The following is a 23,785-nucleotide window of genomic DNA, read 5'->3' on the forward strand; positions in this document are numbered from 1 at the left end:
GCGGTCAGGTCCGGCGGAGCAGCGCCAGGAACATCGCGTCCGTGCCGTGGCGGTGCGGCCAGAACTGGGCGTACGGGCCGTCCCCCAGCCCGGTGAGGCCGGGAGCGATCGCCGCCAGGACGGCGGGTGCGTCGAGTCGCTCGACGTCCTCGCGCTTGCCCAGGACGTCGTCCACCACCACGCGGGTCTCCGCCAGGTGGGGCGAGCAGGTGACGTAGGCGACCACGCCGCCGGGCCGGACGGACTCCAGTGCCGTGGCGAGCAGCTTCCGCTGGAGCGGCCCGAGTTCGGCGACCGATTCGGGGCCCCGGCGCCAGCGGGCCTCGGGGCGGCGGCGGAGCGCGCCCAGGCCGGTGCAGGGAGCGTCCACCATGACGCGGTCGAACGAGGCCGGACGCCAGGCGGGCGCGGTGCCGTCGGCGGCGACCACGCCCGTGCGGTCGTCGACCGCGCGCCGGACGAGCCCGGCGCGGTGCGGCTGGAGGTCCGCGGCGAGGAGCCGGGCATCGCGCTGGGCGGCGAGGGCCGACAGGAGCCCCGCCTTGCCTCCGGGGCCGGCGCAGAGGTCGGCCCAACGTGCGTCCGGGCCGTCCAGGGGGGCTTCGGCGAGCGCCAGGGCGACCATCTGGCTGGCCTCGTCCTGGACGGCGGCGCGCCCGTCGCGGACGGCGTCGATACCCGCCGGGTCGCCCTCGGTCAGAACGGCGCCGAAGGGCGAGTAGGGGGCGGGCTCCGCGCCCGCGCCGTACAGCTCTTCCAGTGTCGCCCGGCCTGGGCGTGCGACCAGTGTCACGCGGGGGCGGGCGTTGTCGGCCGCGAGGAGTTCGCCGATCTCGGCCGCCCCGACGGCGTCCCGCATGGCGGACACGATCCATTTCGGGTGGCTGTGGGCGACCGAGAGGCGCGTCGTGGCGTCGGCGTCGGCGGGCGCCACGATCTGCAGCCAGGCGTCCATGTCGCGCATGGCGACCTTGCGGAGCACCGCGTTGGCGAACTTGGCCTGGCCCGGGCCGGAGACCGAGCGGGCCAGTTCCACCGTCGTCGCCACGGCGGCGTGCGGCGGGATGCGGGTGGCGAGGACCTGGTGGGCGCCGAGGCGCAGGACGTCCAGGAGGGGCGCGTCGACACGGCGCAGTTCACGGTCGCTGCACAGCGCGAGCACCGCGTCGTAGGTTCCCCTGCCGCGCAGGGTCCCGTACGTCAGCTCGGTGGCGAGTGCGGCGTCGCGTCCGGTCAGGCCGCGGTCGCGCAGGCGTGCGGGGAGCAGGAGGTTCGCGTAGGCGTCGCGGGTCTCCACCGCCCGGATCACGTCGAACGCGGTACGGCGGACGAGGTCCTGGGGGCGGCCCGTCTTGCGGGGACCGCCCGGTCGGCGGTTCGGGGCGCGTCGTCGGTCGCGGGCGGGAGGCATCAGTGCAGCGCGTCCTTGCCGATGAGGTTGAGGCCGCGGACCCAGTCGGCGGCGGCCATGCGGCGCTTGCCCTGCGGCTGCACCTCGCCCAGCGCGACGGGATGCGTGGCCGAGCCGACCAGCACCTCGTTCCTGCCCCCGCCGATCTCGCCGGGCGCCAGCCTGGCGGCGTCGGGCACCGGACGGACGGGGCCGAGCTTGACCCGCGTGTCGCGGAAGTTCGTCCACGCACCGGGCGCCGGGGTGCAGGCGCGGATCAGGCGGTCTATGTGCAGGGCCGGGCTCTTCCAGTCGACGTGGCCGTCCTCGGGCGTCAGCTTCGCCGCGTGGGACACCCCCTCGGTCGGTTGCGGCCGGGGCTCCAGAACGCCCGCCTCGATGCCGTTCATGGTGTCCAGCAGAAGGGCCGCACCGGCGACGGCCAGCCGTCCCAGCAGGTCACCGGTGGTGTCGTCCGGCCGGATCGGCTCGGTGAGCACGCCGTAGACCGGGCCGGTGTCCAGGCCCTCCTCGATCTGGAACGTGGCCGCGCCGGTCACGTCGTCCCCGTGCAGGATCGAGCGCTGCACCGGGGCGGCCCCGCGCCAGGCGGGCAGCAGCGAGAAGTGCAGGTTCACCCAGCCGTGCCGGGGGATGTCCAGGGCCTCGCGGGGCAGCAGCGCGCCGTAGGCGACCACCGGGCAGCAGTCCGGCGCGATCTCCCGGAGCCGGTCGAGGAACTCGGGGTCGCGGGCCTTCGCGGGCTTGAGCACCTCGACGCCGGCCTCGGCGGCGAGCGAGGCGACCGGGCTGGCGCTCAGATGCCTCCCCCGCCCCGAACGCCCGTCGGGCCGGGTCACGACCGCCGCGACCTCGTGCGAGGACCCCAGGAGGGCCGTCAGGGCCGGGAGCGCCGTCTCGGGCGTCCCGGCGAAGACCAGCCGCATCTAGATCGCCTTCCCGAAGGTGCGGTGCGGCGACTCCTTCACGACGGGGGCCGGGTCGCCGAACCACTCGGCCTCCCGGATCGCCTTCATCGCGGCCTTGCGCTGCTCGGCGTCCATCCGGTCGATGAAGATGATCCCGTCGAGGTGGTCGGTCTCGTGCTGGACGCAGCGGGCCAGCAGGTGGGTGCCCTCCAGCGTGATCGGCTCCCCGTGCATGTTGAAGCCCTTCGCCACCACCCCGAGGGAGCGGGGCGTGGGGAACGTGAGGCCGGGCAGGGAGAGGCAGCCCTCGTCGTCGGTCTCCTGCTCGTCCGACAGGTCGAGCGTCGGGTTGACCACGTGGCCGAGGCGGTCGTCGACGTAGTAGGTGAAGACGCGCAGCCCGACGCCGAGCTGGGGGGCGGCCAGGCCGGCCCCGGGGGCGTCGATCATCGTGTCGGTGAGGTCCTTGACGAGCTGGCGCAGCTCCTTGTCGAAGTCCTTCACCGGCTCCGCGGGCGTGCGCAGCACGGGGTCGCCGAAGAGGCGGATGGGCTTGACGGCCAAGGGGACTCCGTTTCCTGCGAATGTCGCTGATCACTGCGAGTGCCACCCGGTCATCCCGGGTGCCACCGACTACGGGGACGCGCCCTCAAGTCTACGGAGGCGCGGGCCCGAAACATTCACGCCATGTTCACACACCGCGGTGCGCGCTCTGGCGCGCCGAACGCGCCTTGTAGGCGGCGGTACGGGCGGCCTTGGCCGTCGCCTTGTCGGGGTGGTGGGCGCCCAAGGCCTCCAGGACGTCGGCCACGCCGGGATGATGGGTGCGCCAGAGCTCGTCCACCATGGTCCTCATCTCCGCCCCTGGGGGCGCGTCGGTGAGCGCCGCGTCGACCGCCTCCTCCGGCTCCGCGGTCTCCAGCATCCCGGCGACCGTGTCGACGAACACCCAGAGGTACTCCTCGCGGGCCAGTTCCCGCCCCGCCGGGTCGCCGGCGGCGTTCAGCCACATCGCGGCATAGGGCGCCACGAACGGGTGCTCCTGCGCGGCGCGGACCACGCCGGCGGCCTCGGGGCCGACGCGGTGCAGGACGGCGGCGGCGAGGTTGCGGGCGCCGGGGCCGCCGGTCCGCATGACGTCCAGCAGGTCGGCGGCGGCGTCCTTGGGGTCGTGGGACGCCAGCCAGCCGTCGATCTCCTCGTCGGCGGCGTCCGGCCGGTACCAGGTCAGCCCGTCGACGAGCTCGGACGCGCGGGCGCCGGCCAGTTCGCCGACGACGGGGGCGGTGAACCCGTCCGCGAGGAGCAGCTCCCTGACGGCCCACACCCCGAGCGGCGTCAGCACGCGGCCCGCGCCGGACGCCTCGATGACGCCCCAGTCCCCGAGGGTCGCCAGTTCCAGCGCGAGGGCGTCGGCCACGAGCGCGTACATGGTGTCGGCGTCGGTGAGGTCGTAGGCCTCCTCGATGTGGCCCAGCAGCGCCTCGGCGAGGGTTTCGGGCCCGGCCGGCTCCTCCTGCTCGTACAGGTGGATGAGGACGCCGGTCAGCTCGTTCTGGACGAGCTCGACCGCGTCCAGGCCGTCGGCGTAGTCGTGGCCGGGGACGACGACGGCGTCGAACAGCGGCAGCCAGGCGGTGAGCAGCGCCGCGTCGTCGCCGGACTCCAGGCCCGGCAGCGCGGGGCCGGGGGCGCCGCGGCCGTTCCCGGCGTCGATCACCTTCGCCTCGACGGCGGCCCACCACAGCCGCTCCAGCGCGCCGTCGTCCTCCATCTGCCCGTGGCGCCGCGGTGAGTCGAGGCCGAGGGCGAGCCGGGCGGCCTCGGCGTCGGGTTCGGTGAGCGCGCCGTGCTCGGTCAGCGGCCGCTCGCCCGTCCAGCGGGCCAGGTCCAGGACCGCCCCGGTGAGGCCGGACCGCCGCGCCGCGTCCGCGACCTCGGCCTGCGGCGCCAGCCGGACGGGCGGGACCACCAGCTCCCCGGCCTGCCGCAGGTACTCCTCGGTGCGGGCGAAGCGCTCCTCCTCCGGCTGCGCCTCGAAGTCGCGCACCCACGCGTCGACGGCGTCCTGGTCGTCCAGGTCGATCCCGTCGACCTGCATCAGCCCGGCGACGACCTCGGCGGCCGCCTGCCGCTCCTCGCTGTCGACGGCGGCGACGACCTCGGCGAACTCGGTGCCGGTCCGGTCGATCTCCGCCTCCAGCCCGCCGGCGGCCGCGGCGGGGACGGCGCCGGTGTCGCGCAGGTAGGCGACGACCCGGCGGAGGGCGCCCAGGATGGTCGGGACGTCGTCGCGCCCGGCGACCACGGACTCGGGGAAGACCTCCAGGAGCAGCTCGCGGACGTGCCGCGGCTCCAGCGCCTCCGGGCCCGCGAGGCCCATCTCCTCCCGCGCCAGATCGAGCAGGATGCGGACGCCCTGCTCGTCCAGCGCCTCGCCGCGTTCCTCCGACCAGCGCCGCAGGTCGCCCGCGGTGGTCTCCACCCAGTTGTCGGCCACCCCAGAACCCTATTGGTCAGTGGAGTTCCCCGGGGTCGGTTGAGTTCCACAGCCTCGGCCGAGTTCCCCACGGTCGGTCGAGTTCCACGCGGTCGGCCGAGTTCCCCACGGTCAGATCAGTTCGGCACGGTCAGATCAGTTCCAGGGGGTCGATCTGGACGCGTACGGTCTCGGTCGCCTTGCGGGCGCTGCGTACGCCCTGGGCCTCCTTCAGCGCGCGCGCCAGGGCGTTGCCTGCGGCGCGCGGTACTCGTATCAGTGCGCGTTCCTTGTCCTGGGCATCCGCGCCCGCCTGCGGGACGGGAACGGGCCCGAGGACCTCCGCGCCATCGGGCAACCGGGTGTCGGACAGCAGCTCCCGTATGGCGGCCGGGGACGCGGTCAGCGACGCCATGCGCGCGGCGGGCGGGAAGCCCACCTCCCTGCGCTCGGCCAGTTCCCGCTCCGCGTAGGTGACCGGATCCCAGCGGACGAGGGCCTGGACCTCCGGCAGCGCCCCCTCGGCCGCGACGATCACCGGGCCCTGCGGGCGGACGAGCGACGCCGCGTTCATCCAGCGCCTCAGCGTCTCCTCACCGGCGCGCAGGTCCGGCCGTCCGAGGAGGACCCAGCCGTCCAGCAGCAGCGCGGCAAGGTATCCGCTCTCCGCCGGAGGCTCGGCCCCGGGCGTCGCCACCACGAGTGCCCTTTCCGGGCCGACCCGGTCGAGGACGGCCTCGCGGCCGGAGGTGCGGACGGGCACACCGGGGAACGCCCGGCCGAGCTCCTCCGCCGTGCGCTTGGCGCCCACCACGACGGCGCGCACCTGGAAGAAGCCGCATTCGGAGCAGTGCCAGTCGCCCGCGATGCGGCCGCACCAGCCGCAGTACGGGGCCGCGTGCGACGAGGCGAGCGCCAGCGGCCCCTGGCAGGTCTGGCAGCGCGCCGGCGTGCGGCATCTCCCGCAGGCGATGCCGGGGACGTAACCGCGCCTCGGCACCTGGACGAGAACGGGCCCGCTCTCCAGCGCCTGCCGGGCGGCCTCGAACGCGACGTTCGGCAGGCGCGCGGTGCGGGCGGCGCCGTCCCGGGCGAGCTGGGCGTCCTCCCCCACGTAGCGGACGCGGGGCATCCTCGCCCGGACGCGGTTCCTGTCGGCGGCGAGCGCATGGGCCCAGCCGGTCTCCACGAGCTGCGTCGCGTCGGTCGTCCGGGTGAACCCGCCGATCAGGGCGCCGGCCCCCGACCGGTGGGCGCGCAGGGCCAGCACGTCACGGGGATGCGGATACGGCGCGTGCGGCTCGGCGTGGACGTCGTCGCCGTCGTCCCACAGCACGACCAGCCCCAGGTCTGCGACGGGGGCGAACATGGCGGCGCGGGTGCCGACGACCACCCGCGCCTTGCCGCGCAGGACGGCGAGCCATCTCCGGTAGCGCTCCGCCGGGCCCAGCTCCGCCGTCAGGGCGACGTGCAGCCCCTCTCCCAGCTCCGCCTCCAGCGCCGCGTCGACCCGCGCCACGTCGCGTCCGTCGGCGACCACGATCAGCGCACCGCGCCCGCCGCTCAGCGTGGCGGTGACCGCGCGCGCGATGGCCGCCGTCCGGTCGGGGCCGGGCAGCGCCGTCCACACGGCCCGCGGCGCCCTCCCTGCGGCCAGCGCGCTCAGGAACGACTCCCCCGCCGGGTACTCCCGCCACACGCCGGCTTCGGGCGCCTCGGGCAGGACGGGGGCGGTCTCCTCCACGGGCTCGGCTTCGACGCGGGCGTGCCGGGGCGGGACGGCGAGCCGCAGGACGTCCGCGAACGTGCCCGCGTAGCGGTCGGCCACCTCCCGCACCAGCGCGACGATCTCCGGGGCCAGGACGGGTTCGGGCGAGGTCACCCTCTCCAGGAACAGCAGCTTGCCGCCGTGGCCGCTCTCGGCGACCCGCTCCAGGAGGAAGCCGTCGACGAGCTGGCCCGCGAAGCGCACCCGCACGCGGCAGCCGGGGACCGCCCTGGCGTCCAGCTCGGCGGGGACGAGGTAGTCGAAGGGGCGGTCCAGGTGCGGGAGCGACATGTCGACCGCGATCCGCGCGACGGGCAGCTCCGCGGCCGGGCGGCGCGCCCCCTTCTTCCCCGATTTTGCGGGTCCTCCGGGCTTGTTCGGCTTGGCGGCGGCCGCGCCCGGAAGGGCGTCCAGCCCCGGGATCAGGTCCGTTCCCCCGCCGTCCTTCGTCACGTCCCCGTCCTACCAGATCGATCCGACAGCCGAACTCGCGCGCTAGGGTTGGTCCGTTTGAACGGGTGCGCGTCCTCCGGCCCATTGCCCGACGCCGTCCGCACCCTCGCCGTCCGACGAGCCCTGCAGGCGATGTGACCACAGCTCATGCCCATGAGCGGACGGACTCCCCGGACAGCAACGGGGCGTCACGCCGTTCCCCAGGCCCCTCAACCGCCTCCCGGTGGAAGAAGTGGGCACGCCACCCCGTGGTCGCCGCCACGCTGGCCGCCGCCGTCCTGCACCTGGTGTGGGGCCTGTTCCTCGCGACCGAGGGCGGCGACCTCGCGGCGCAGGCCGCGTGGACGGACTTCGCCTGGAAGCACCCGGGCGCGGCCTACAGCTTCGCCTGGTACGGCGGGATGCACCCCGCCTCCTACAGCCTCATGTCGCCGTACCTCATGGCGCTGTTCGGCATCCGCACGGTCGCGGTGATCACGGGCACGTTCTGCGCCACGCTCACCGCGTACCTGCTCAAGCAGTTCAGGGCCCCGGTCGCGCTGCCCGCCTCGCTCTGGGCCGCCTTCGCGCTGTCCTGCAACGCCGCCTCCGGCCGCGTCACGTTCGGCCTGGGGCTGATGTTCGCGCTGATGGCGGCCATCGTGGCGTTCACCCCGCGCGGGACGCCCGCCCTGCGCGCCGCCGCGATGGTCGTGCTGAGCGTGCTGGCCTCGCTCGCGAGCCCCGTCGCGGGCCTGTTCCTGCTGGTGCTTGCCGCCGCGCTCTTCCTCACCGGACGCCGCCGCGCCGGAGTCTGCGTCGCCGTGGGCCTCCCCGTCGTGGTCGGCACGACCAGCCTGCTCTTCCCGTTCAGCGGCGTCCAGCCGATCTCCCTGAACGCGATCGTGCTGCCCGCCGTCACCAGCGTCGCCGCGATCCTGTTCTGCGCGCCGAAGGGCTGGAGATTCGTCCGGACCGGCGCCGCCGTCTACCTGGCCGGGATCGTGCTGACCTGGCTGATCCCCTCCCCCATCGGCAGCAACGTCGAACGCCTCTCGCTGCTGTTCGGCGGCATGTTCCTGCTGTCGGCCGTCGCACGCGCGCACGGGCGGGTCCGGATCGCCGTGCTGTCGCTGGCGTTCATCGTGACGGCGTCCTGGCAGGTCGTGAAGCCCGTCGACGACCTCATCCACACCGAGCCCGCGGCCACCGCCGCCGACCACGCCCGCGGCCTCGTCGCCCAGATGGGCGCCGTCGGCGCGGGCGACGCGCGCATCGAGGTCGTCCCGCTGCGCTCCCACTGGGAGTCCTCCGGCCTCAGCCGCCACTTCGCGCTCGCCCGCGGCTGGAACCGCCAGGTCGACGCCGAACGCCACGGGCTGTTCTACGAGAAGGGCGCGCTGACGCCCGCCTCGTACCGCGACTGGCTGCACAAGTGGGCCGTCCAGTACGTCGTCCTGCCCGAGCAGGAGGTCGACTGGTCGGCGCAGGAGGAGGCCGCCCTCGTCGAAGGCGGCCAGCCGTACCTGACGGAGATCTGGCGGGACGAGCACTGGCGGCTGTACCGCGTGGCGGGCCCCACGCCGCTCGTCGACAGGCCCGCGTTCGTCAGCACCCTCGACTCCGGCAAGCTCGTCGTCGACATGCCCTCGCCCGGGTCCGTCCTGGTGCGCGTCTCCTGGTCCCCCTGGCTGAGCGCGACGGGCGGGGACGCCTGCCTGAGGCGCGCGGGCGAGTTCGTCCGGCTGGAGGCGCACACCCCCGGCCGCTACACCATCGCCGCCCGCTACGGCCTGCACCGCGGCAACCACTGCGCCCGCTGACCCCCTCCGCCCGTCCGCACAAGCAGCGGCCTTGCGTGGTCCGCACGACGCCCACCGCACGTACAGGGAGGGGTTCACGGGACAGCCCACCGCGCCGGGCGCAGGACAGGCACAGACGCGCGAAGAAGGGCCCCGGGACACCCCGGGGCCCTTCTTCGCGGAAGACCGGTTACAGGCCGGCGGCGGAGGCCAGGTCCTTGGCGCGGTCGGTCGACTCCCAGGAGAAGTCGGGCTCCTCGCGGCCGAAGTGGCCGTAGGCGGCCGTCTGCTGGTAGATCGGGCGGAGCAGGTCCAGGTCGCGGACGATCGCGGCCGGGCGCAGGTCGAAGACGTCCCCGATCGCCTTCTCGATCTTCTCGGGGGCGACCTTCTCGGTGCCGAACGTCTCCACGAACACCCCGACCGGGTGGGCCTTGCCGATCGCGTAGGCGACCTGCACCTCGGCGCGGTCGGCGAGCTGCGCGGCGACGATGTTCTTGGCGACCCAGCGCATCGCGTACGCGGCGGAGCGGTCGACCTTGGACGGGTCCTTGCCGGAGAACGCGCCACCGCCGTGCCGGGCCATGCCGCCGTAGGTGTCCACGATGATCTTGCGGCCGGTGAGGCCGGCGTCGCCCATCGGGCCGCCGATCTCGAAGCGGCCGGTGGGGTTCACCAGCAGCCGGTAGTTCTCGGTGTCGAGCTCGAACTCGGCGAGCACCGGGTCGACGACGTGCTCCTTGACGTCCGGGCCCAGCAGCTCCTTCAGGTCGATGTCGGGAGCGTGCTGGCTGGACACCACGACGGTGTCGAGGCGGACGCCGCGGTCGCCGTCGTACTCGATGGTGACCTGGGTCTTGCCGTCGGGGCGCAGGTACGGCACGTCGCCGCTCTTGCGGACCGCCGACAGCCGCCGGGCGAGCCGGTGCGCCAGCGTGATCGGCAGCGGCATCAGCTCGGGCGTCTCGTTGGTGGCGTACCCGAACATCAGGCCCTGGTCGCCGGCGCCCTGCCGGTCCAGGTCGTCGACGCCCTCGCCCTCGCGGGTCTCGTAGGCGTCGTCGACGCCCTGCGCGATGTCGGGCGACTGCGCGCCGATGGACACCGAAACGCCGCAGGAGTGGCCGTCGAAGCCCTTCTTGGACGAGTCGTAGCCGATCTCCAGGATCTTCTCCCGGATCACGCCCGGGATGTCCACATAGGTCTCGGTGGTGACCTCACCGGCCACATGCACCTGACCCGTCGTGATCATCGTCTCGACGGCGACCCGGCTCTTCGGGTCGTCCTTGAGCATCGAGTCGAGGATCGCGTCGCTGATCTGGTCCGCGATCTTGTCCGGGTGACCTTCGGTCACCGACTCGGAGGTGAACAGGCGGCGAGACACGTACGTGAACTCCTTGCAGCGGCTGCTGACTGACGTCGCAGAACGGATTCTTTGTCGAGTTCGGCGAGGGAGGCCGCCCCCCGCCATGGGTTCCCCACGATGTTAGGGGCAGAAGTCTAGCGGGCACGATGCCCTTCACCCTGACGTACGCCTGACGACGTGCGCTCCAGCCGCGCGGCGACGAGGTCCCACACGACTTCGGCGAGCGCCTCCTTGGCCCCGCGCGGCACCTCGGTGCGCGACCCGTCGGCGCCGAGGATGACCGCGGCGTTGTCGGGGCGGCCGAAGGTCAGGTTCTCGCCGACCTGGTTGACGACGAGAAGGTCGCTGCCCTTGCGGGCGAGCTTGGCCTGCCCGTTGGCGAGGACGTCGTCGGTCTCGGCCGCGAATCCCACGACGACCTGGCCCGGCCTCCGGATCCTGCCCAGCTCGGCCAGGATGTCGGGGTTCTTGACGAGCCGGATCGGCTCGGGCTCCGCCCCCTCGGTCTTCTTGATCTTGGAGCCGCGGTAGCCGGCCGGGCGGAAGTCGGCGACGGCGGCGGCCATGACGACCGCGTCGGCCGATCCGGCGGCCTCCACGACGGCCTTGCGCATCTCCTCGGCCGATCCGACGGCGACGACCTCGGCGCCCGCCGGGTCGGGCAGGGCGACGTTCGCCGAGACGAGCGTCACGCGGGCGCCGCGGGCCGCGGCCGTCCTGGCGAGGGCGTGGCCCTGCAGGCCGGACGAGCGGTTCCCGATGAAGCGGACGGGGTCGATGGCCTCCCGGGTGCCCCCGGCGGAGACGACCACGTGCCGGCCGGCGAGGTCGCGTCCGGCGGCGCCGCGGGCCAGCACGTGCCGGGCGACCTCGAACAGCTCGGCGGGGTCGGGCAGCCGGCCGGGCCCGGTGTCCTTGCCCGTGAGGCGCCCGGACGCGGGCTCGACGACGACGGCGCCGCGCTCCCGCAGGGTCGCCACGTTGGCCTGCGTGGCCGGATGCTGCCACATCTCGGTGTGCATCGCGGGCGCGAACACGACGGGGCAGCGGGCGGTGAGCAGGGTGTTGGTCAGCAGGTCGTCGGCGAGGCCGTGGGCCGCCTTGGCGAGCAGGTCGGCGGTGGCCGGGGCGACGAACACCAGGTCGGCCTGCTGACCGAGCCGGACGTGCGGGACCTCGGCGACGCCGTCCCAGACCCGCGGGGACACCGGCTTGCCGGACAGGGCGGCCCAGGTGGGCTCTCCGACGAAGCGGAGCGCGTCCGCGGTCGGCACGACGGTGACGTCGTGGCCCGACTCGGTGAGCCGCCGGAGCAGCTCGCACGCCTTGTACGCGGCGATGCCGGCGCTCACTCCGAGCACGACGCGCGGCTTGGGGGAGGTCATAGGGCCCACGATCCCATCAGACGCCGCCCGCTCTCCCCCCGGGGTGCGCGTATCCGCTCCGGGGCCTGAGGACGGCCCCCGGAGAACGCCGCGGACGCGGCCATCGGCGGAGGCGGCGGGCCGGCGAGCGGCGCCGGCCGCCCCGGAAGCCTCAGCCCTCGATGGGCTCGGCGTTCAGCAGGCCCTCGCGCGTCTCGCGGAGCGCGATCGACAGCGGCTTCTCCTGGACCTGCGTCTCGACGAGCGGGCCGACGTACTCCAGCAGGCCCTCGCCCAGCTGGGCGTAGTAGGCGTTGATCTGCCGGGCGCGCTTGGCCGCGATGCTCACGAGGCCGTACTTGGTGTCGACGACCTCGAGGAGCTCGTCGATCGAAGGGTTGGTGATGCCCTCGTTGCTGGCTGCCACTCGGTGGCCTTCCGTAGATTGAACAGGCTACTGGTCAGCCATCAAGGCTAGCAGCTCGTCGCACACGTCCTGCACGGACGTGTTGACGAGCGTGACGTCGAACTCCTTCTCGGCCGCGAGTTCGACGCGCGCCGCGTCGAGGCGGCGCTCGATGACCTCGGGGGGCTCGGTGCCGCGTCCGGTGAGGCGGCGGACGAGCTCCTCCCAGCTGGGGGGAGCGAGGAACACCAGGCGCGCCTCGGACATGGACCGGCGGACCTGCCGGGCGCCCTGGAGGTCGATCTCCAGGAGCACCGGCTCGCCGCGGGCGAGGCGTTCCTCGACGGGCCGGCGGGGGGTGCCGTAGCGGTTGCCCGCGAACTCGGCCCATTCGAGGAGCTGCCCTTCGGCGACGAGCCGGTCGAAACCGGCGTCGTCGACGAAGAAGTACTGCACACCGTCGGTCTCACCCGGGCGGGGGGCCCGGGTGGTCACCGAGACCGACAGCCACACCCGGGGGTGTGAGCGCCGGATCTCGGCGACGACCGTGCTCTTGCCGACGCCCGACGGCCCGGACAGGACCGTCAGCCGCCGCGCGAGCGGGCCATGCGGCCTGGAGTCCTCCGGCGCAGCGATGGGTGCGCCGGAGCCGGGCGGGATGGTGCCGTCTACGGGTCGCCCCGAGCCGGCCGCGGCGGCCTGACCGCCGCGCCCGCCCGTGAGTCGCGCGTCAGCGGTTCGCACTTCCGCCGAACTCACGCTCCAGGGATGCGCGCTGGTTGGCGCCGAGGCCCCGCACACGGCGGGACTCGGCGATGCCCAGGCGCTCCATGATCTGCTTCGCACGGACCTTGCCCACACCGGGCAGCGATTCCAGAAGGGCCGACACCTTCATCTTTCCGATGACGTCGTCGGACTGACCCTCTTTGAGAACCTCGGCGAGCGAGGTTCCCCCGTGCTTCAGCTTGTTCTTAACCTCGGCCCGCTCCTTGCGAGCCTTGGCAGCCTTCTCAAGGGCTGCGGCGCGCTGTTCGGGGGTTAGGGGCGGAAGAGCCACGCCGGGTCACCTCAGGTTTCCACTCGACGGAGTCGGACGGGTTGGGAAACTAGCGAGTTCACCACCCATAAGGCAACGTGAAGTGCCGTTTAGCCCGCCACAAATTCACGAAAATCACTCCTCGGAGTGTCCTGAATACAGAGTGTACCCAACTCGGCCCCCTCGGGGCCGCATCCCCTTGCCTTGCTGGGACTTTCGCATGATCGTGAAAATCCGCCCATTCTGACCGCAAATGTGGCACCCGGTACCGCCTTGCCGCTGCACTTCACGCCCCCGGACGGCCGGGCCGCCACGGTCCCGCCACCGCCCCCCGGGGCCCCGCCGGAGGGCGGTGGCGGGGCCTCCCACAAATGATCCCGACCGAGTGACACTCGTCACGCCACGCCGTTCCGCACGTCGCCCCGGCACCGTTACTGTCATCCTCGACAACACCCGCCAAGATCGTCCGCTCGGCCCGGAGGACACCCGCACCGCACCAGCTCCCCCCAGCCCGCCGCCAGGGCACCCCATGGACGCGGAGACGCCGGCCGTCCCGTCCGGAGACTCCCCCCGGTCCGGAATCGCCCCTCCGCGTGAACGAGTTCGCCGTTCGGCACGTATCGCAATGCGACGACTCCGTCCCGGCATTCGCATGCGACTAAAACCACAATCGCGATCGCCCGCGCCACAAAACTCACACGCACAAAGCGGTTCTGTGCGCCCGCGCACCAATGGCGCGCCGAGCATGTCCCCGCGCGGGCGGCCGTGCCCACTCGGGGCGTGCTCGGGCCGCGTTCAGGCCGTGCCGGCGGACGTGCGGCGCAGCGCGGCGGCGATGGCGGCCGCGGCGGCGCCGGGATCGGGGGCGGCGGTGATGGGGCGGCCGATGACCAGCAGGTCGGCGCCGGCGGCCAGGGCGTCCTCGGGAGTGGCGACACGGGCCTGGTCCTGGTTGCCGGAGCCGGCGGGGCGGACGCCGGGCGTGATGAGCGTGATGTCCGGGCCGACCTCCGCGCGGACGGCGGCGGCCTCCTGCGGGGAGCACACGAGGGCCTGAGCGCCCGCCTCGACGGCGAGGACGGCGAGGCGGCGGACGGCGTCCGGGGCGGGCCCCGCGAGGCCGAGGGCGGCGAGATCGGCGTCCCCGAGGGACGTCAGGACCGTCACCGCGGCGATCTTGGTGGCGGGGACGGCCTGCACCGCCTCGCGGATCATCGCGGGCCCTCCGGCGGCGTGCACGGTCAGGTAGGCCGGCTTGAGGCGGGCCACGGCGCGGGCGGCGCCGCGGACGGTGGCGGGGATGTCGTGCAGCTTGAGGTCGAGGAACACCTGGACGCGGCTGGCGCCCCGCACGCTGGCGACGACGTCCGGCCCGTACCGCAGGTACAGCTCCAGGCCCACCTTGACGGTGGAGACGTGCGGCGTGACCAGGGTGGCCCAGCGCGCGGCCGTCTCCAGGTCGGGCGCGTCCAGCGCGACGGCGATGGGGGCGGCGGTCACAGCTTCTCCTTCTCGGGTTCTTGCCGGCGCACCTGGGGCGGGACGTACCCGGCGGGCTTGTGCGCGAGGCCGACGGCGTCGGCGAGGCGGCCGATGCGGCGGGCCGCGAGCGCCTCCTCCAGTTCGCGCAGGACGCGCGGGCCGGCCGCGGGGTCGTGGAACAGGGCGGTGCCGACGGCGACGGCGGAGGCCCCGGCGAGGATGAACTCCAGGGCGTCCAGGCCGGTGGCGATGCCGCCGACGCCGATGATGGGGGTGGTGGGCAGCGCGGCGTGCACCTGGTAGACGCAGCGGACCGCGACCGGCCGCACGGCGGGCCCGGACAGGCCGCCGGACACGCCCGTGAGGGCCGGACGCAGCGTCTGCGGGTCGATCGCCATGGCGTCCATGGTGTTGATCAGGGTGAGGCCGTCGGCGCCCGCGTCGACGCACGCGAGCGCGATGGTGACGATGTCGGTCACGTCGGGGGCGAGCTTGGCGAAGACCGGGACGCCGGGCCGGGCGTGCGCGCGCACGGCCCGCACCACGGACGCGGCGGCGGCCGGGTGCCAGCCGAACATGCGGCCGCGGTCCTCGACGTTGGGGCAGGCTACGTTGACCTCGATCGCGGCGACGCCCGGGACGTTGCGGAGGCGGCGCGCGAGGTCGCCGTACTCCTCGACGCTGCTGCCCGCGACGGACACGATCGTCCGGACCTCCTGCTCGATGAGCCAGGGCAGGTCACGTTCCAGAAAGGTCTCCACGCCGGGGCCGGGCAGGCCCATGGCGGTCAGGAGGCCGCTCGGGGTCTCGGTCACACGCGGTGTGGGACGTCCCGCGCGCGCTTGCGCCATCACCGACGTCGTGACGAACGCGCCGAGGCGGGTGAGGTCGAAGAACTGGGCGAGCTCCCGTCCCGTCCCGCCGCACCCTGAGGCCGTCAGGACGGGATTGGGCAGCTCCAGCGGCCCGAGCGTGGTCGTGACCCGGTCGCTCACTGCGAGCCCCCTTCAGAGACGCTCAGGACGCGCGGCGCGCCGAGCGCGTCGAACGGGATGGTGCCGAGGTCGCCCCAGCGGACGCGGTCGCCGCGCAGGACGGGCCCGTCCGCGCAGGCGCGGACCATGCGGGTCACGCCGTCCTCGCCGTGGACGGGCAGCATGCACGTCATGCACACGCCGATGCCGCACGCGCCCGTCTGCTGGAGGAACTCCTCGACCGACACCTGCGAGGGCAGGCCGAAGTCGCCGGCGATCTGGGTGACCGAGCGCAGCAGGGACGTGGGTCCGCAGCCGTAGACGACGTCCGCGCCCGTCTCCTCGATCACGCGGGGCAGCACGTCGCGGACGGTGCCCCGCTCCCCCATCGACCCGTCCTCGGTGACGACGGTCGAACTGTCGCCGATGCGCTGCGCCATGCGGGACCCGAACACCTGCCGGGTCGAGGCGCCGGCGAGCACGAAGTGCACCCGGCAGCCGCGCCGCAACAGCGAGTCGGCCAGCGCGAACACGGCCGCGCCGCCGGGCCCGCCGCCGACGAGCAGGCAGGTCACGGGGTCGCGGGGCAGCCGGAAAGGGCGGCCGAGCGGCCCGAGGAGGTCGATCTGGTCGCGGGAGCGACGGCCGGCGAGCCAGGCGGTGCCGGGCTCGGTGTCGGCGAACACCAGCTCGACGGTGCCGCCGTAGTCGGACTTGACCTCGTGGACCCCGATGCACCGGCGCACCAGGCGGGAGGTGTGCTCGCCGCCCACGGCGAGCGCCACGAACTGGCCGGGCCTGAACCGTTCGGCGATGGCCGGGGCCACCAGCGTCATCGCACGGTAGTCCTGCACCTGGCGGACCGTCAGAACCGTCGCCGAGGTCTGCACCGGCGTGTCGGACACCCGTCTCCCTCTCCTCATCGCGTGCGCCGGGCCGGCCGGGCGGCGTCCTCCCCGCCCGGCCCGCCCGGTCCTGTCAGCCGGGCGACACGGCGCCGTCCCCGTCCGGGGCCGCCGCGCCGTCCGCGCCGTCCTGGCCGGAAGCGCCGGCCCGGCCGTGCGCGCCGCTGAGCCGCTCGGCGTGCTCCTGGAGGGAGCGGACGCCGACCTGGCCGCCGGCGACGGCCTCGATGCCCTGCACGGCCGCCCCGAGCCCCTGGACGGTCGTCACGCACGGTACGCCCCGCAGCACGGCCGCGGTACGGATCTCGTAGCCGTCGAGCCGCGGCCCGGACTGGCCGGGGCTGCCGAAGGGAGTGTTGACGATGAGGTCGACCTCGCCGTCCAGGACACGCCGCACGATCGTGGGCTCACCGGACGGGCCCGGACCCTCGCTGTGCTTGCGCACGATCTTGGCACGCACGCCGTTGCGGCGCAGGACCTCCGCGGTCCCTTCCGTGGCAAGAATCTCAAAGCCCAGGTCAGCCAGGCGCTTCACGGGGAACACCATGTGCCGTTTGTCGCGGTTCGCCACGGACACGAACGCGCGTCCCTTGGTCGGCAGCGACCCGTAGGCGGCCTGCTGCGACTTGGCGAACGCGGTGCCGAACACCTCGTCGATGCCCATGACCTCGCCGGTGGAGCGCATCTCGGGGCCGAGGACGATGTCGACGCCCTGCCCGTGCTCGTTGCGGAACCGGTCGAACGGCAGGACGGCCTCCTTCACCGCGATCGGCGCGTCCAGCGGCAGGGTCCCGCCGTCGCCGGCCTCGGGCAGCAGGCCCTCGGCGCGCAGCTCGGCGATGGTCGTGCCCATCATCACGCGGGCCGCCGCCTTGGCGAGCGGCACGGCGGTCGCCTTGGAGACGAACGGCACCGTGCGGGAGGCCCGCGGGTTCGCCTCCAGCACGTACAGGACGCCCGCGGACAGCGCGTACTGGACGTTCATCAGCCCGCGCACGCCGACGCCGCGCGCGAGCGCCTCCGTCGACTCGCGGATGCGGCGGATGTCGTCGTGTCCCAGCGTGATGGGCGGGAGGGCGCACGCCGAGTCGCCGGAGTGGATGCCGGCCTCCTCGATGTGCTCCATCACGCCGCCGAGGTACAGCTCCTCGCCGTCGAACAGGGCGTCCACGTCGATCTCGATGGCCTCGTCCAGGAAACGGTCGACCAGGACGGGGTGCTCGGGGCTCGCCTCGGTGGCGCGGGCCATGTACGACTCCAGCGTGGCGTCGTCGTACACGATCTCCATGCCGCGCCCGCCCAGCACGTAGGACGGGCGGACGAGGACGGGGTAGCCGATCTCGGCGGCGATCTCCCGGGCCTCCTCGTAGGACGTGGCCGTGCCGTGCTTGGGGGCGAGCAGGCCCGCCCTGTGCAGGACGCGTCCGAACGCCCCGCGCTCCTCGGCGAGGTGGATGCTCTCCGGCGAGGTGCCCACGATCGGGACGCCGGCGTCCTTCAGCTTCTGGGCGAGCCCGAGGGGCGTCTGGCCCCCGAGCTGGACGATGACGCCCGCGACCTCGCCGGACTGCTGCTCCGCGTAGACGGCCTCCAGGACGTCCTCCAGCGTGAGGGGCTCGAAGTAGAGCCGGTCGGAGGTGTCGTAGTCGGTGGAGACCGTCTCGGGGTTGCAGTTGACCATCACGGTCTCGTAGCCCGCCTCGGCCAGCGTGAACGACGCGTGGACGCAGGAGTAGTCGAACTCGACGCCCTGGCCGATGCGGTTGGGGCCGCTGCCCAGGATGATGACCTTCGGCTTGGTCCCCGGCGGTACCTCGGTCTCCTCGTCGTAGGCGGAGTAGAGGTAGGGGGTCTGCGCCGCGAACTCGGCGGCGCAGGTGTCCACGGTCAGGTAAACCGGGCGGATGCCGAGGGCGTGCCGGAGCTCGCGCACGACCTCTTCGGAGAGGTTGCGCAGCTCGCCGATCTGGGCGTCGGAGAACCCGTGCCGCTTGGCGCGCAGCAGCTTGTCCTTGGTGAGCGCGTCGTCGGCGGTGCGGATCTCGTCCGCGACCTCGTTGATGGCGGCGATCTGGTCCAGGAACCAGGGGTCGATGCCGGTCGCCTCGTACAGCTCCTCGACGGTGGCCCCCGCCCAGAGCGCGCGCTGGACGTCCTTGAGCCGCCCGTCGTGGGGGCGCCGGGCCGACTCGACGAGCTCGGCGGCGTCGGCGCCGCCCGCCCAGCTGAACGAGGTGCCCTTCTGTTCGAGGGACCGCAGGGCCTTCTGCAGGGCCTCGGTGAAGCACCGCCCGATGGCCATGGCCTCGCCCACGGACTTCATGTGCGTGGTGAGCGTGCCGTCGGCGCCGGGGAACTTCTCGAACGCGAACCGGGGCACCTTCACCACGACGTAGTCGAGCGTCGGCTCGAACGAGGCCGGCGTCTCGCGGGTGATGTCGTTCGGGATCTCGTCCAGCGTGTACCCGACGGCCAGCTTTGCCGCGATCTTGGCGATGGGGAACCCGGTGGCCTTGGAGGCCAGCGCCGAGGACCGCGACACCCGCGGGTTCATCTCGATGACGATCATCCGGCCGGTGCCGGGGTGCACGGCGAACTGGATGTTGCAGCCGCCGGTGTCGACGCCGACCTCGCGGATCACCGCGATCGCGACGTCCCGCATGTTCTGGTACTCGCGGTCGGTCAGCGTCAGCGCGGGCGCGACCGTGATCGAGTCGCCGGTGTGCACGCCCATCGGGTCGAGGTTCTCGATCGAGCACACGATCACCACGTTGTCGTGGCGGTCGCGCATGACCTCCAGCTCGTACTCCTTCCAGCCGAGGATCGACTCCTCCAAGAGCACCTCGCCGGTGGGGGACGCGTCGAGCCCGGCCCCGGCGATGCGGCGCAGGTCGTCCTCGTCGTGGGCGAAGCCGGAGCCGCGCCCGCCCATCGTGAAGGACGGCCGGACGACGAGCGGGTAGCCGAGCTCGCCCGCCGCCGCCAGGCAGTCCGGCATCGAGTGGCAGATGACCGATCGGGCGGACTCGGCGTTCAGGCCCTGCTCGCGGGCCACCTTGGCGACGACGTCCTTGAACCGCTCCCGGTTCTCCCCGGCCTGGATCGCGTCCACGTCGGCGCCGATCAGCTCGACCCCGTACTTGGCCAGGACGCCGCTCTCGTAGAGCGCGATGGCGGTGTTGAGGGCCGTCTGGCCGCCGAGGGTGGGCAGCAGCGCGTCCGGCCGCTCCTTGGCGATGATCTTCTCGACGACCTCCGGGGTGATCGGCTCGACATAGGTGGCGTCGGCGAACTCGGGGTCGGTCATGATCGTGGCCGGGTTGCTGTTCACCAGCGTGACCCGCAGGCCCTCGGCCCTGAGCACCCGGCACGCCTGGGTCCCGGAGTAGTCGAACTCGCACGCCTGCCCGATGACGATCGGCCCGGAGCCGATCACCAGGACGGAGTTCAGGTCTTCGCGGCGCGGCATTACCTCGACGCCTCCATCAGGTCGCAGAAACGGTCGAAGAGCCCGGAGGCGTCGTGCGGGCCGGCCGCGGCCTCCGGGTGGTACTGGACGCTGAACGCCGGGCGGTCCAGCAGCCTCAGCCCCTCGACGCACCCGTCGTTCAGGTTGACGTGGCTGACCTCGCCGGGCCCGTAGGGGGTGTCGAACGGCCCGTCGACGGGCGCGTCCACGGCGAATCCGTGGTTGTGCGCCGACACGTCGACCTTGCCGGTCGTCCGGTCCTGGACGGGCTGGTTGATCCCCCGGTGGCCGAACCTCAGCTTGTAGGTGCCGAGGCCGAGCGCGCGGCCGAAGATCTGGTTGCCGAAGCAGATCCCGAAGAACGGCGTCCCGGTGTCGAGGACGCCCTTCAGCACGTCCACGGCGTAGTCCGCGGCGGCCGGGTCGCCGGGGCCGTTGGAGAGGAACACGCCGTCGGGGGCGAGGGCGAGGAGGTCCTCGGCCGTGCTGGTCGCCGGCAGGACGTGCACCTCGCAGCCCCGCTGGGACATCCGGAACGGCGTCATCGCCTTGATGCCGAGGTCCAGGGCCGCGACCTTGTAGCGCCTCATGCCCCACGGCGGGACGACGTAGGGCTCCCGGGTGGAGACGTCCCGCGCCAGGTCCGCGCCCTCCATGGAGGGGCTCTGCCGGACGCGCTCGACGAGGGCGTCCTCCCCCGCCAGGGCGGCGTCCGCGCCGCTGAAGATGCCGGCGCGCATCGCGCCCCGGTCGCGCAGGTGCCGCGTCAGGGCCCGGGTGCCGGGGATGGCGATGCCCACGACCCCCTGCTCGCGCAGCTCGGAGCCGAGCGAGCCCGTGGCGCGCCAGTTGGACGCCACCCGGGCGGGCTCGCGCACCACGTAGCCGGCCACCTGGATGCGGGGCGACTCGGGGTCCTCGGCGTTGACGCCGGTGTTGCCGATGTGCGGGGACGTCATCGCCACGATCTGGCGCGCGTACGAGGGGTCGGTCAGGGTCTCCTGGTAGCCGGTCATGCCGGTGTTGAAGACCATCTCGCCGAAGGCCTCCCCCTCGGCCCCGTACGCGACTCCGCGGAACACCCTGCCGTCTTCCAGAACGAGCAGAGCAGGGTTCATTGGAGCTTCCCTTCGAGGACGGTCGGCTTGCCGCGCAGGAACGTCGCGACGACCCGGCCGGGCAGCTCCAGCCCCGCGAACGGGGTGTTGCGGCTCTTGGAGGTCAGCGCGGACGGGTCCACGGCGCGACGCGGCGACGGGTCGTACAGCGTGATGTTGGCGGGCGAACCCGCCTCCAGCGGACGGCCCTGTCCGGAAAGGCGGCCGATGCGGGCGGGGCGGACCGACATGCGGTCGGCGACCCCGGCCCAGTCGAGCAGGCCGGTCTCGACCATGGCCTCCTGGACGACCGGCAGCGCCGTCTCCAGGCCGATCATGCCCATGGCGGCCACGGCCCACTCGGTCTCCTTGGCCTCGACCGGGTGCGGGGCGTGGTCGGTGGCGACGCAGTCGATCGTCCCGTCGGCGAGGGCGTGCCGCAGCGCAGTGACGTCGTCGGCGGTGCGCAGCGGCGGGTTGACCTTGAAGATCGGGTCGTAGGACTCGGCCCTGGCGTCGTTCAGCAGCAGGTGGTGGGGGGTGACCTCGGCGGTCACCGGGCAGCCCTTGCTCTTCGCCCACCGGATGATCTCCACCGATCCGGCCGTGGAGACGTGGCACACGTGCAGCCGCGACCCGACGTGCTGGGCCAGCAGCACGTCCCGGGCGATGATCGCCTCCTCGGCGACGGCGGGCCAGCCGGCCAGGCCGAGCGCCGCGGACATCTCGCCCTCGTTCATCTGGGCGCCCTCGGTGAGGCGCGGCTCCTGGGCGTGCTGGGCGACGACGCCGTCGAAGGCCTTCACGTACTCCAGGGCCCGGCGCATGATGACCGCGTCCGACACGCAGTGCCCGTCGTCGGAGAAGACCCGCACCTCGGCGGCGGAGTCGGCCATCGCGCCCAGCTCGGCGAGCTGCTCGCCGGCGATGCCGCGCGTGACGGCCCCGACCGGCTGGACGTCGCAGTACCCGGCCTCGCGCCCGAGGCGCCACACCTGCTCCACCACGCCGGCCGTGTCGGCGACGGGGTCGGTGTTGGCCATCGCGTGGACGGCCGTGTACCCGCCCATCGCGGCGGCCCGCGTGCCGGACTCGACGGTCTCGGCGTCCTCGCGGCCCGGCTCGCGCAGATGGGTGTGCAGGTCGACGAGACCGGGCAGGGCAACCAGCCGGCCGGCGTCGACGACCTCGGCACCGGCCTCGTCCAGGCCGGTCCCGACCGCGGCGATGGCGCCGTCGCGCACGAGGATGTCGGCGGCCTCGCCGCCGAGGATCCGCGCGCCCTTGATGATGAGGGTGCTCACTGGGGGACCTCCTGGCCGATGGCGGGCTCGGAGCCTCCGAGCAGCAGGTAGAGGACGGCCATGCGCGCGCTGACGCCGTTGGCGACCTGCTCGACGATCGTGGAGCGGACCGAGTCGGCGACCTCGGCGGCGATCTCGACGCCGCGGTTCATCGGCCCGGGGTGCATGACGATGGCGTGGTCGGGCAGCTCGGCCATGCGCTCGGCGTCCAGCCCGTAGCGGCGGCTGTACTCGCGCACCGTCGGGAAGTAGGCGGCGTTCATGCGCTCCTGCTGGACGCGCAGCATCATGATCACGTCGCTCTTCGGGATGACGGCGTCCAGGTCGTAGGACACCGAGCAGGGCCAGGTGTCGATCGCGACCGGCAGCAGCGTCGGCGGCGCGACCACGGTGACGTCGGCGCCGAGCGTGTCCAGCAGCAGGACGTTGGATCGTGCCACGCGGCTGTGCAGCACGTCGCCGACGATCGTGACCTTGCGGCCCTCCAGGTCGCCCAGGCGCTTGCGCATCGTGAACGCGTCCAGGAGCGCCTGCGTGGGGTGCTCGTGGGTGCCGTCGCCGGCGTTGACCACGCTGCCCTGCACCCAGCCGGCCAGCCGGTGCGGCGCCCCGGAGGCGTTGTGCCGGATGACGACGCCGTCCGCGCCCATCGCCTCCAGCGTGAGCGCCGTGTCCTTCAGGCTCTCGCCCTTGGACACGCTGGAGCCCTTCGCGGAGAAGTTGATCACATCGGCCGACAGCCGCTTGGCCGCGGCCTCGAACGAGATCCGGGTGCGGGTGGAGTCCTCGAAGAACAGGTTGACGACCGTCCGGCCGCGCAGCGTCGGCAGCTTCTTGATGGAGCGGCCCGCGATCTGCGCGAGCTCCTCGGCCGTGTCGAGGACGAGCAGCGCGTCGTCGCGGCTGAGGTCGGCGGCGGAGATCAGATGGCGGTTCATTCGGCACCCCCCGTCGGGCCGAGCAGCACCGCGTCGCGCCCGTCGTTCTCGTCCAGCAGGACCTTCACGGTCTCGCGCATGGAGGTGGGCAGGTTCTTGCCCACGTAGTCGGCGCGGATCGGCAGCTGCCGGTGCCCGCGGTCCACCAGCACCGCCAGCTGGACGGCGCGGGGCCGGCCGAGGTCGTTCAGCGAGTCCAGCGCCGCGCGCACCGTCCGGCCGGAGAACAGCACGTCGTCGACGAGCACGACGACCCTGTCGTCGATCCCCTCGGCGGGCAGCTCCGTGCGGCCGAGGGCGCGGGCTGGCCGCATCCGCAGGTCGTCCCGGTACATGGTCACATCGAGCGAGCCCCAGGGCACCGGGCGGCCCTCGACCTCGCGCAGCGCCCCGGCGAGCCGCTCGGCCAGCGTCACGCCGCGGGTCTGGATGCCGAGCAGCAGGACGTCGTGGCCGCCCTTGGTCCGCTCGAGGATCTCGTGTGCGATGCGGGTCAGCGCGCGCCGGATGTCGGGACCCTCCAGAACGGCCTTGGGCCGGGGGTCACCGTCCGCCACGCGATGCTCCTGCCTGAAGGCAGCGTTCACCGCCGAAACCTCCTTCCCCGCCTCACGGGACGGGCCTTAAAGGACGTCGTGTCCCCC

Annotated in this window: 19 protein-coding genes; 1 reads left to right on the plus strand and 18 read right to left on the minus strand. The window is 73.4% G+C overall.

The annotated features are described in order from the left end of the window. Nucleotides 1-4: 4 nt before the first annotated feature. From AB0H37_RS18330 to AB0H37_RS18350, 5 genes are all read right to left on the minus strand, one after another. Nucleotides 5-1,411: a transcription antitermination factor NusB gene (locus AB0H37_RS18330; RefSeq protein WP_329093219.1), complete on the minus strand. Its 1,407-nt coding sequence runs from the start codon at nt 1,409-1,411 to the stop codon at nt 5-7. Next, the gene (gene fmt, locus AB0H37_RS18335) at nt 1,411-2,337 is read right to left on the minus strand and encodes a methionyl-tRNA formyltransferase (protein ID WP_179833808.1); all 927 of its coding nucleotides are present in this window, start codon (nt 2,335-2,337) and stop codon (nt 1,411-1,413) included. Before fmt ends, AB0H37_RS18330 begins: the two co-directional genes overlap by 1 nt. Further along, complete coding sequence (gene def, locus AB0H37_RS18340; protein ID WP_179833807.1) at nt 2,338-2,883, minus strand: peptide deformylase; 546 nt, start codon at nt 2,881-2,883, stop codon at nt 2,338-2,340. Between the two features lie 127 nt (nt 2,884-3,010). Then, nucleotides 3,011-4,819, minus strand: coding sequence for a hypothetical protein (locus AB0H37_RS18345; RefSeq protein ID WP_360613900.1), 1,809 nt, complete (start codon nt 4,817-4,819; stop codon nt 3,011-3,013). A 130-nt stretch (nt 4,820-4,949) separates the two neighbouring features. Beyond that, entirely contained in the window at nt 4,950-7,019 is a 2,070-nt protein-coding gene (locus tag AB0H37_RS18350; RefSeq protein ID WP_360613902.1) for a primosomal protein N', read from the minus strand. A 248-nt stretch (nt 7,020-7,267) separates the two neighbouring features. On the opposite strand from AB0H37_RS18350, the gene AB0H37_RS18355 reads away from it, so the two are divergent. Then, entirely contained in the window at nt 7,268-8,821 is a 1,554-nt protein-coding gene (locus tag AB0H37_RS18355; protein ID WP_360613904.1) for an MFS transporter, read from the plus strand. Between the two features lie 169 nt (nt 8,822-8,990). Here AB0H37_RS18355 and metK read toward each other — a convergent pair whose 3' ends face one another. The 13 genes from metK to pyrR all read right to left on the minus strand — a co-directional run bounded on the left by metK (nt 8,991) and on the right by pyrR (nt 23,698). Further along, nucleotides 8,991-10,184, minus strand: a complete 1,194-nt coding sequence (metK, locus tag AB0H37_RS18360; RefSeq protein WP_089312389.1) for a methionine adenosyltransferase — start codon at nt 10,182-10,184, stop codon at nt 8,991-8,993. 116 nt (nt 10,185-10,300) lie between these two features. Beyond that, entirely contained in the window at nt 10,301-11,551 is a 1,251-nt protein-coding gene (gene coaBC, locus AB0H37_RS18365) for a bifunctional phosphopantothenoylcysteine decarboxylase/phosphopantothenate--cysteine ligase CoaBC (protein ID WP_360613907.1), read from the minus strand. A 151-nt stretch (nt 11,552-11,702) separates the two neighbouring features. Then, the gene (gene rpoZ, locus AB0H37_RS18370; RefSeq protein WP_021597645.1) at nt 11,703-11,957 is read right to left on the minus strand and encodes a DNA-directed RNA polymerase subunit omega; all 255 of its coding nucleotides are present in this window, start codon (nt 11,955-11,957) and stop codon (nt 11,703-11,705) included. Nucleotides 11,958-11,984: 27 nt separating this feature from the next. Further along, a complete protein-coding gene (gene gmk / locus AB0H37_RS18375; RefSeq protein ID WP_179838542.1) occupies nt 11,985-12,572 on the minus strand; it encodes a guanylate kinase in 588 nt (195 codons plus the stop codon). A gap of 94 nt (nt 12,573-12,666) precedes the next feature. Next, nucleotides 12,667-12,993: an integration host factor, actinobacterial type gene (gene mihF / locus AB0H37_RS18380; RefSeq protein ID WP_021597647.1), complete on the minus strand. Its 327-nt coding sequence runs from the start codon at nt 12,991-12,993 to the stop codon at nt 12,667-12,669. Nucleotides 12,994-13,767: 774 nt separating this feature from the next. Beyond that, complete coding sequence (gene pyrF, locus AB0H37_RS18385) at nt 13,768-14,472, minus strand: orotidine-5'-phosphate decarboxylase (protein WP_179833801.1); 705 nt, start codon at nt 14,470-14,472, stop codon at nt 13,768-13,770. Continuing rightward, the gene (locus AB0H37_RS18390; RefSeq protein ID WP_179833800.1) at nt 14,469-15,449 is read right to left on the minus strand and encodes a dihydroorotate dehydrogenase; all 981 of its coding nucleotides are present in this window, start codon (nt 15,447-15,449) and stop codon (nt 14,469-14,471) included. Before AB0H37_RS18390 ends, pyrF begins: the two co-directional genes overlap by 4 nt. Then, complete coding sequence (locus tag AB0H37_RS18395) at nt 15,446-16,333, minus strand: dihydroorotate dehydrogenase electron transfer subunit (RefSeq protein WP_329093245.1); 888 nt, start codon at nt 16,331-16,333, stop codon at nt 15,446-15,448. The genes AB0H37_RS18390 and AB0H37_RS18395 overlap by 4 nt, the downstream gene beginning before the upstream one ends. A gap of 73 nt (nt 16,334-16,406) precedes the next feature. After that, nucleotides 16,407-19,802 carry a carbamoyl-phosphate synthase large subunit gene (gene carB / locus AB0H37_RS18400; RefSeq protein ID WP_360613909.1) on the minus strand — a complete coding sequence of 1,132 codons (3,396 nt, stop codon included), beginning with the start codon at nt 19,800-19,802 and terminating at the stop codon, nt 16,407-16,409. After that, complete coding sequence (carA, locus tag AB0H37_RS18405; protein ID WP_329093249.1) at nt 19,802-20,920, minus strand: glutamine-hydrolyzing carbamoyl-phosphate synthase small subunit; 1,119 nt, start codon at nt 20,918-20,920, stop codon at nt 19,802-19,804. The genes carB and carA overlap by 1 nt, the downstream gene beginning before the upstream one ends. Then, on the minus strand, nt 20,917-22,203 hold the full coding sequence (locus AB0H37_RS18410) for a dihydroorotase (protein WP_360613912.1): 1,287 nt from the start codon (nt 22,201-22,203) through the stop codon (nt 20,917-20,919). The genes carA and AB0H37_RS18410 overlap by 4 nt, the downstream gene beginning before the upstream one ends. After that, nucleotides 22,200-23,141, minus strand: a complete 942-nt coding sequence (locus tag AB0H37_RS18415) for an aspartate carbamoyltransferase catalytic subunit (protein ID WP_179833796.1) — start codon at nt 23,139-23,141, stop codon at nt 22,200-22,202. The genes AB0H37_RS18410 and AB0H37_RS18415 overlap by 4 nt, the downstream gene beginning before the upstream one ends. After that, nucleotides 23,138-23,698, minus strand: coding sequence for a bifunctional pyr operon transcriptional regulator/uracil phosphoribosyltransferase PyrR (gene pyrR / locus AB0H37_RS18420; RefSeq protein WP_141577110.1), 561 nt, complete (start codon nt 23,696-23,698; stop codon nt 23,138-23,140). Before pyrR ends, AB0H37_RS18415 begins: the two co-directional genes overlap by 4 nt. Nucleotides 23,699-23,785: the final 87 nt, after the last annotated feature.

It is taken from the genome of Actinomadura sp. NPDC023710 (genome assembly GCF_040639875.1).
Lineage (GTDB): Bacteria > Actinomycetota > Actinomycetes > Streptosporangiales > Streptosporangiaceae > Spirillospora > Spirillospora citrea.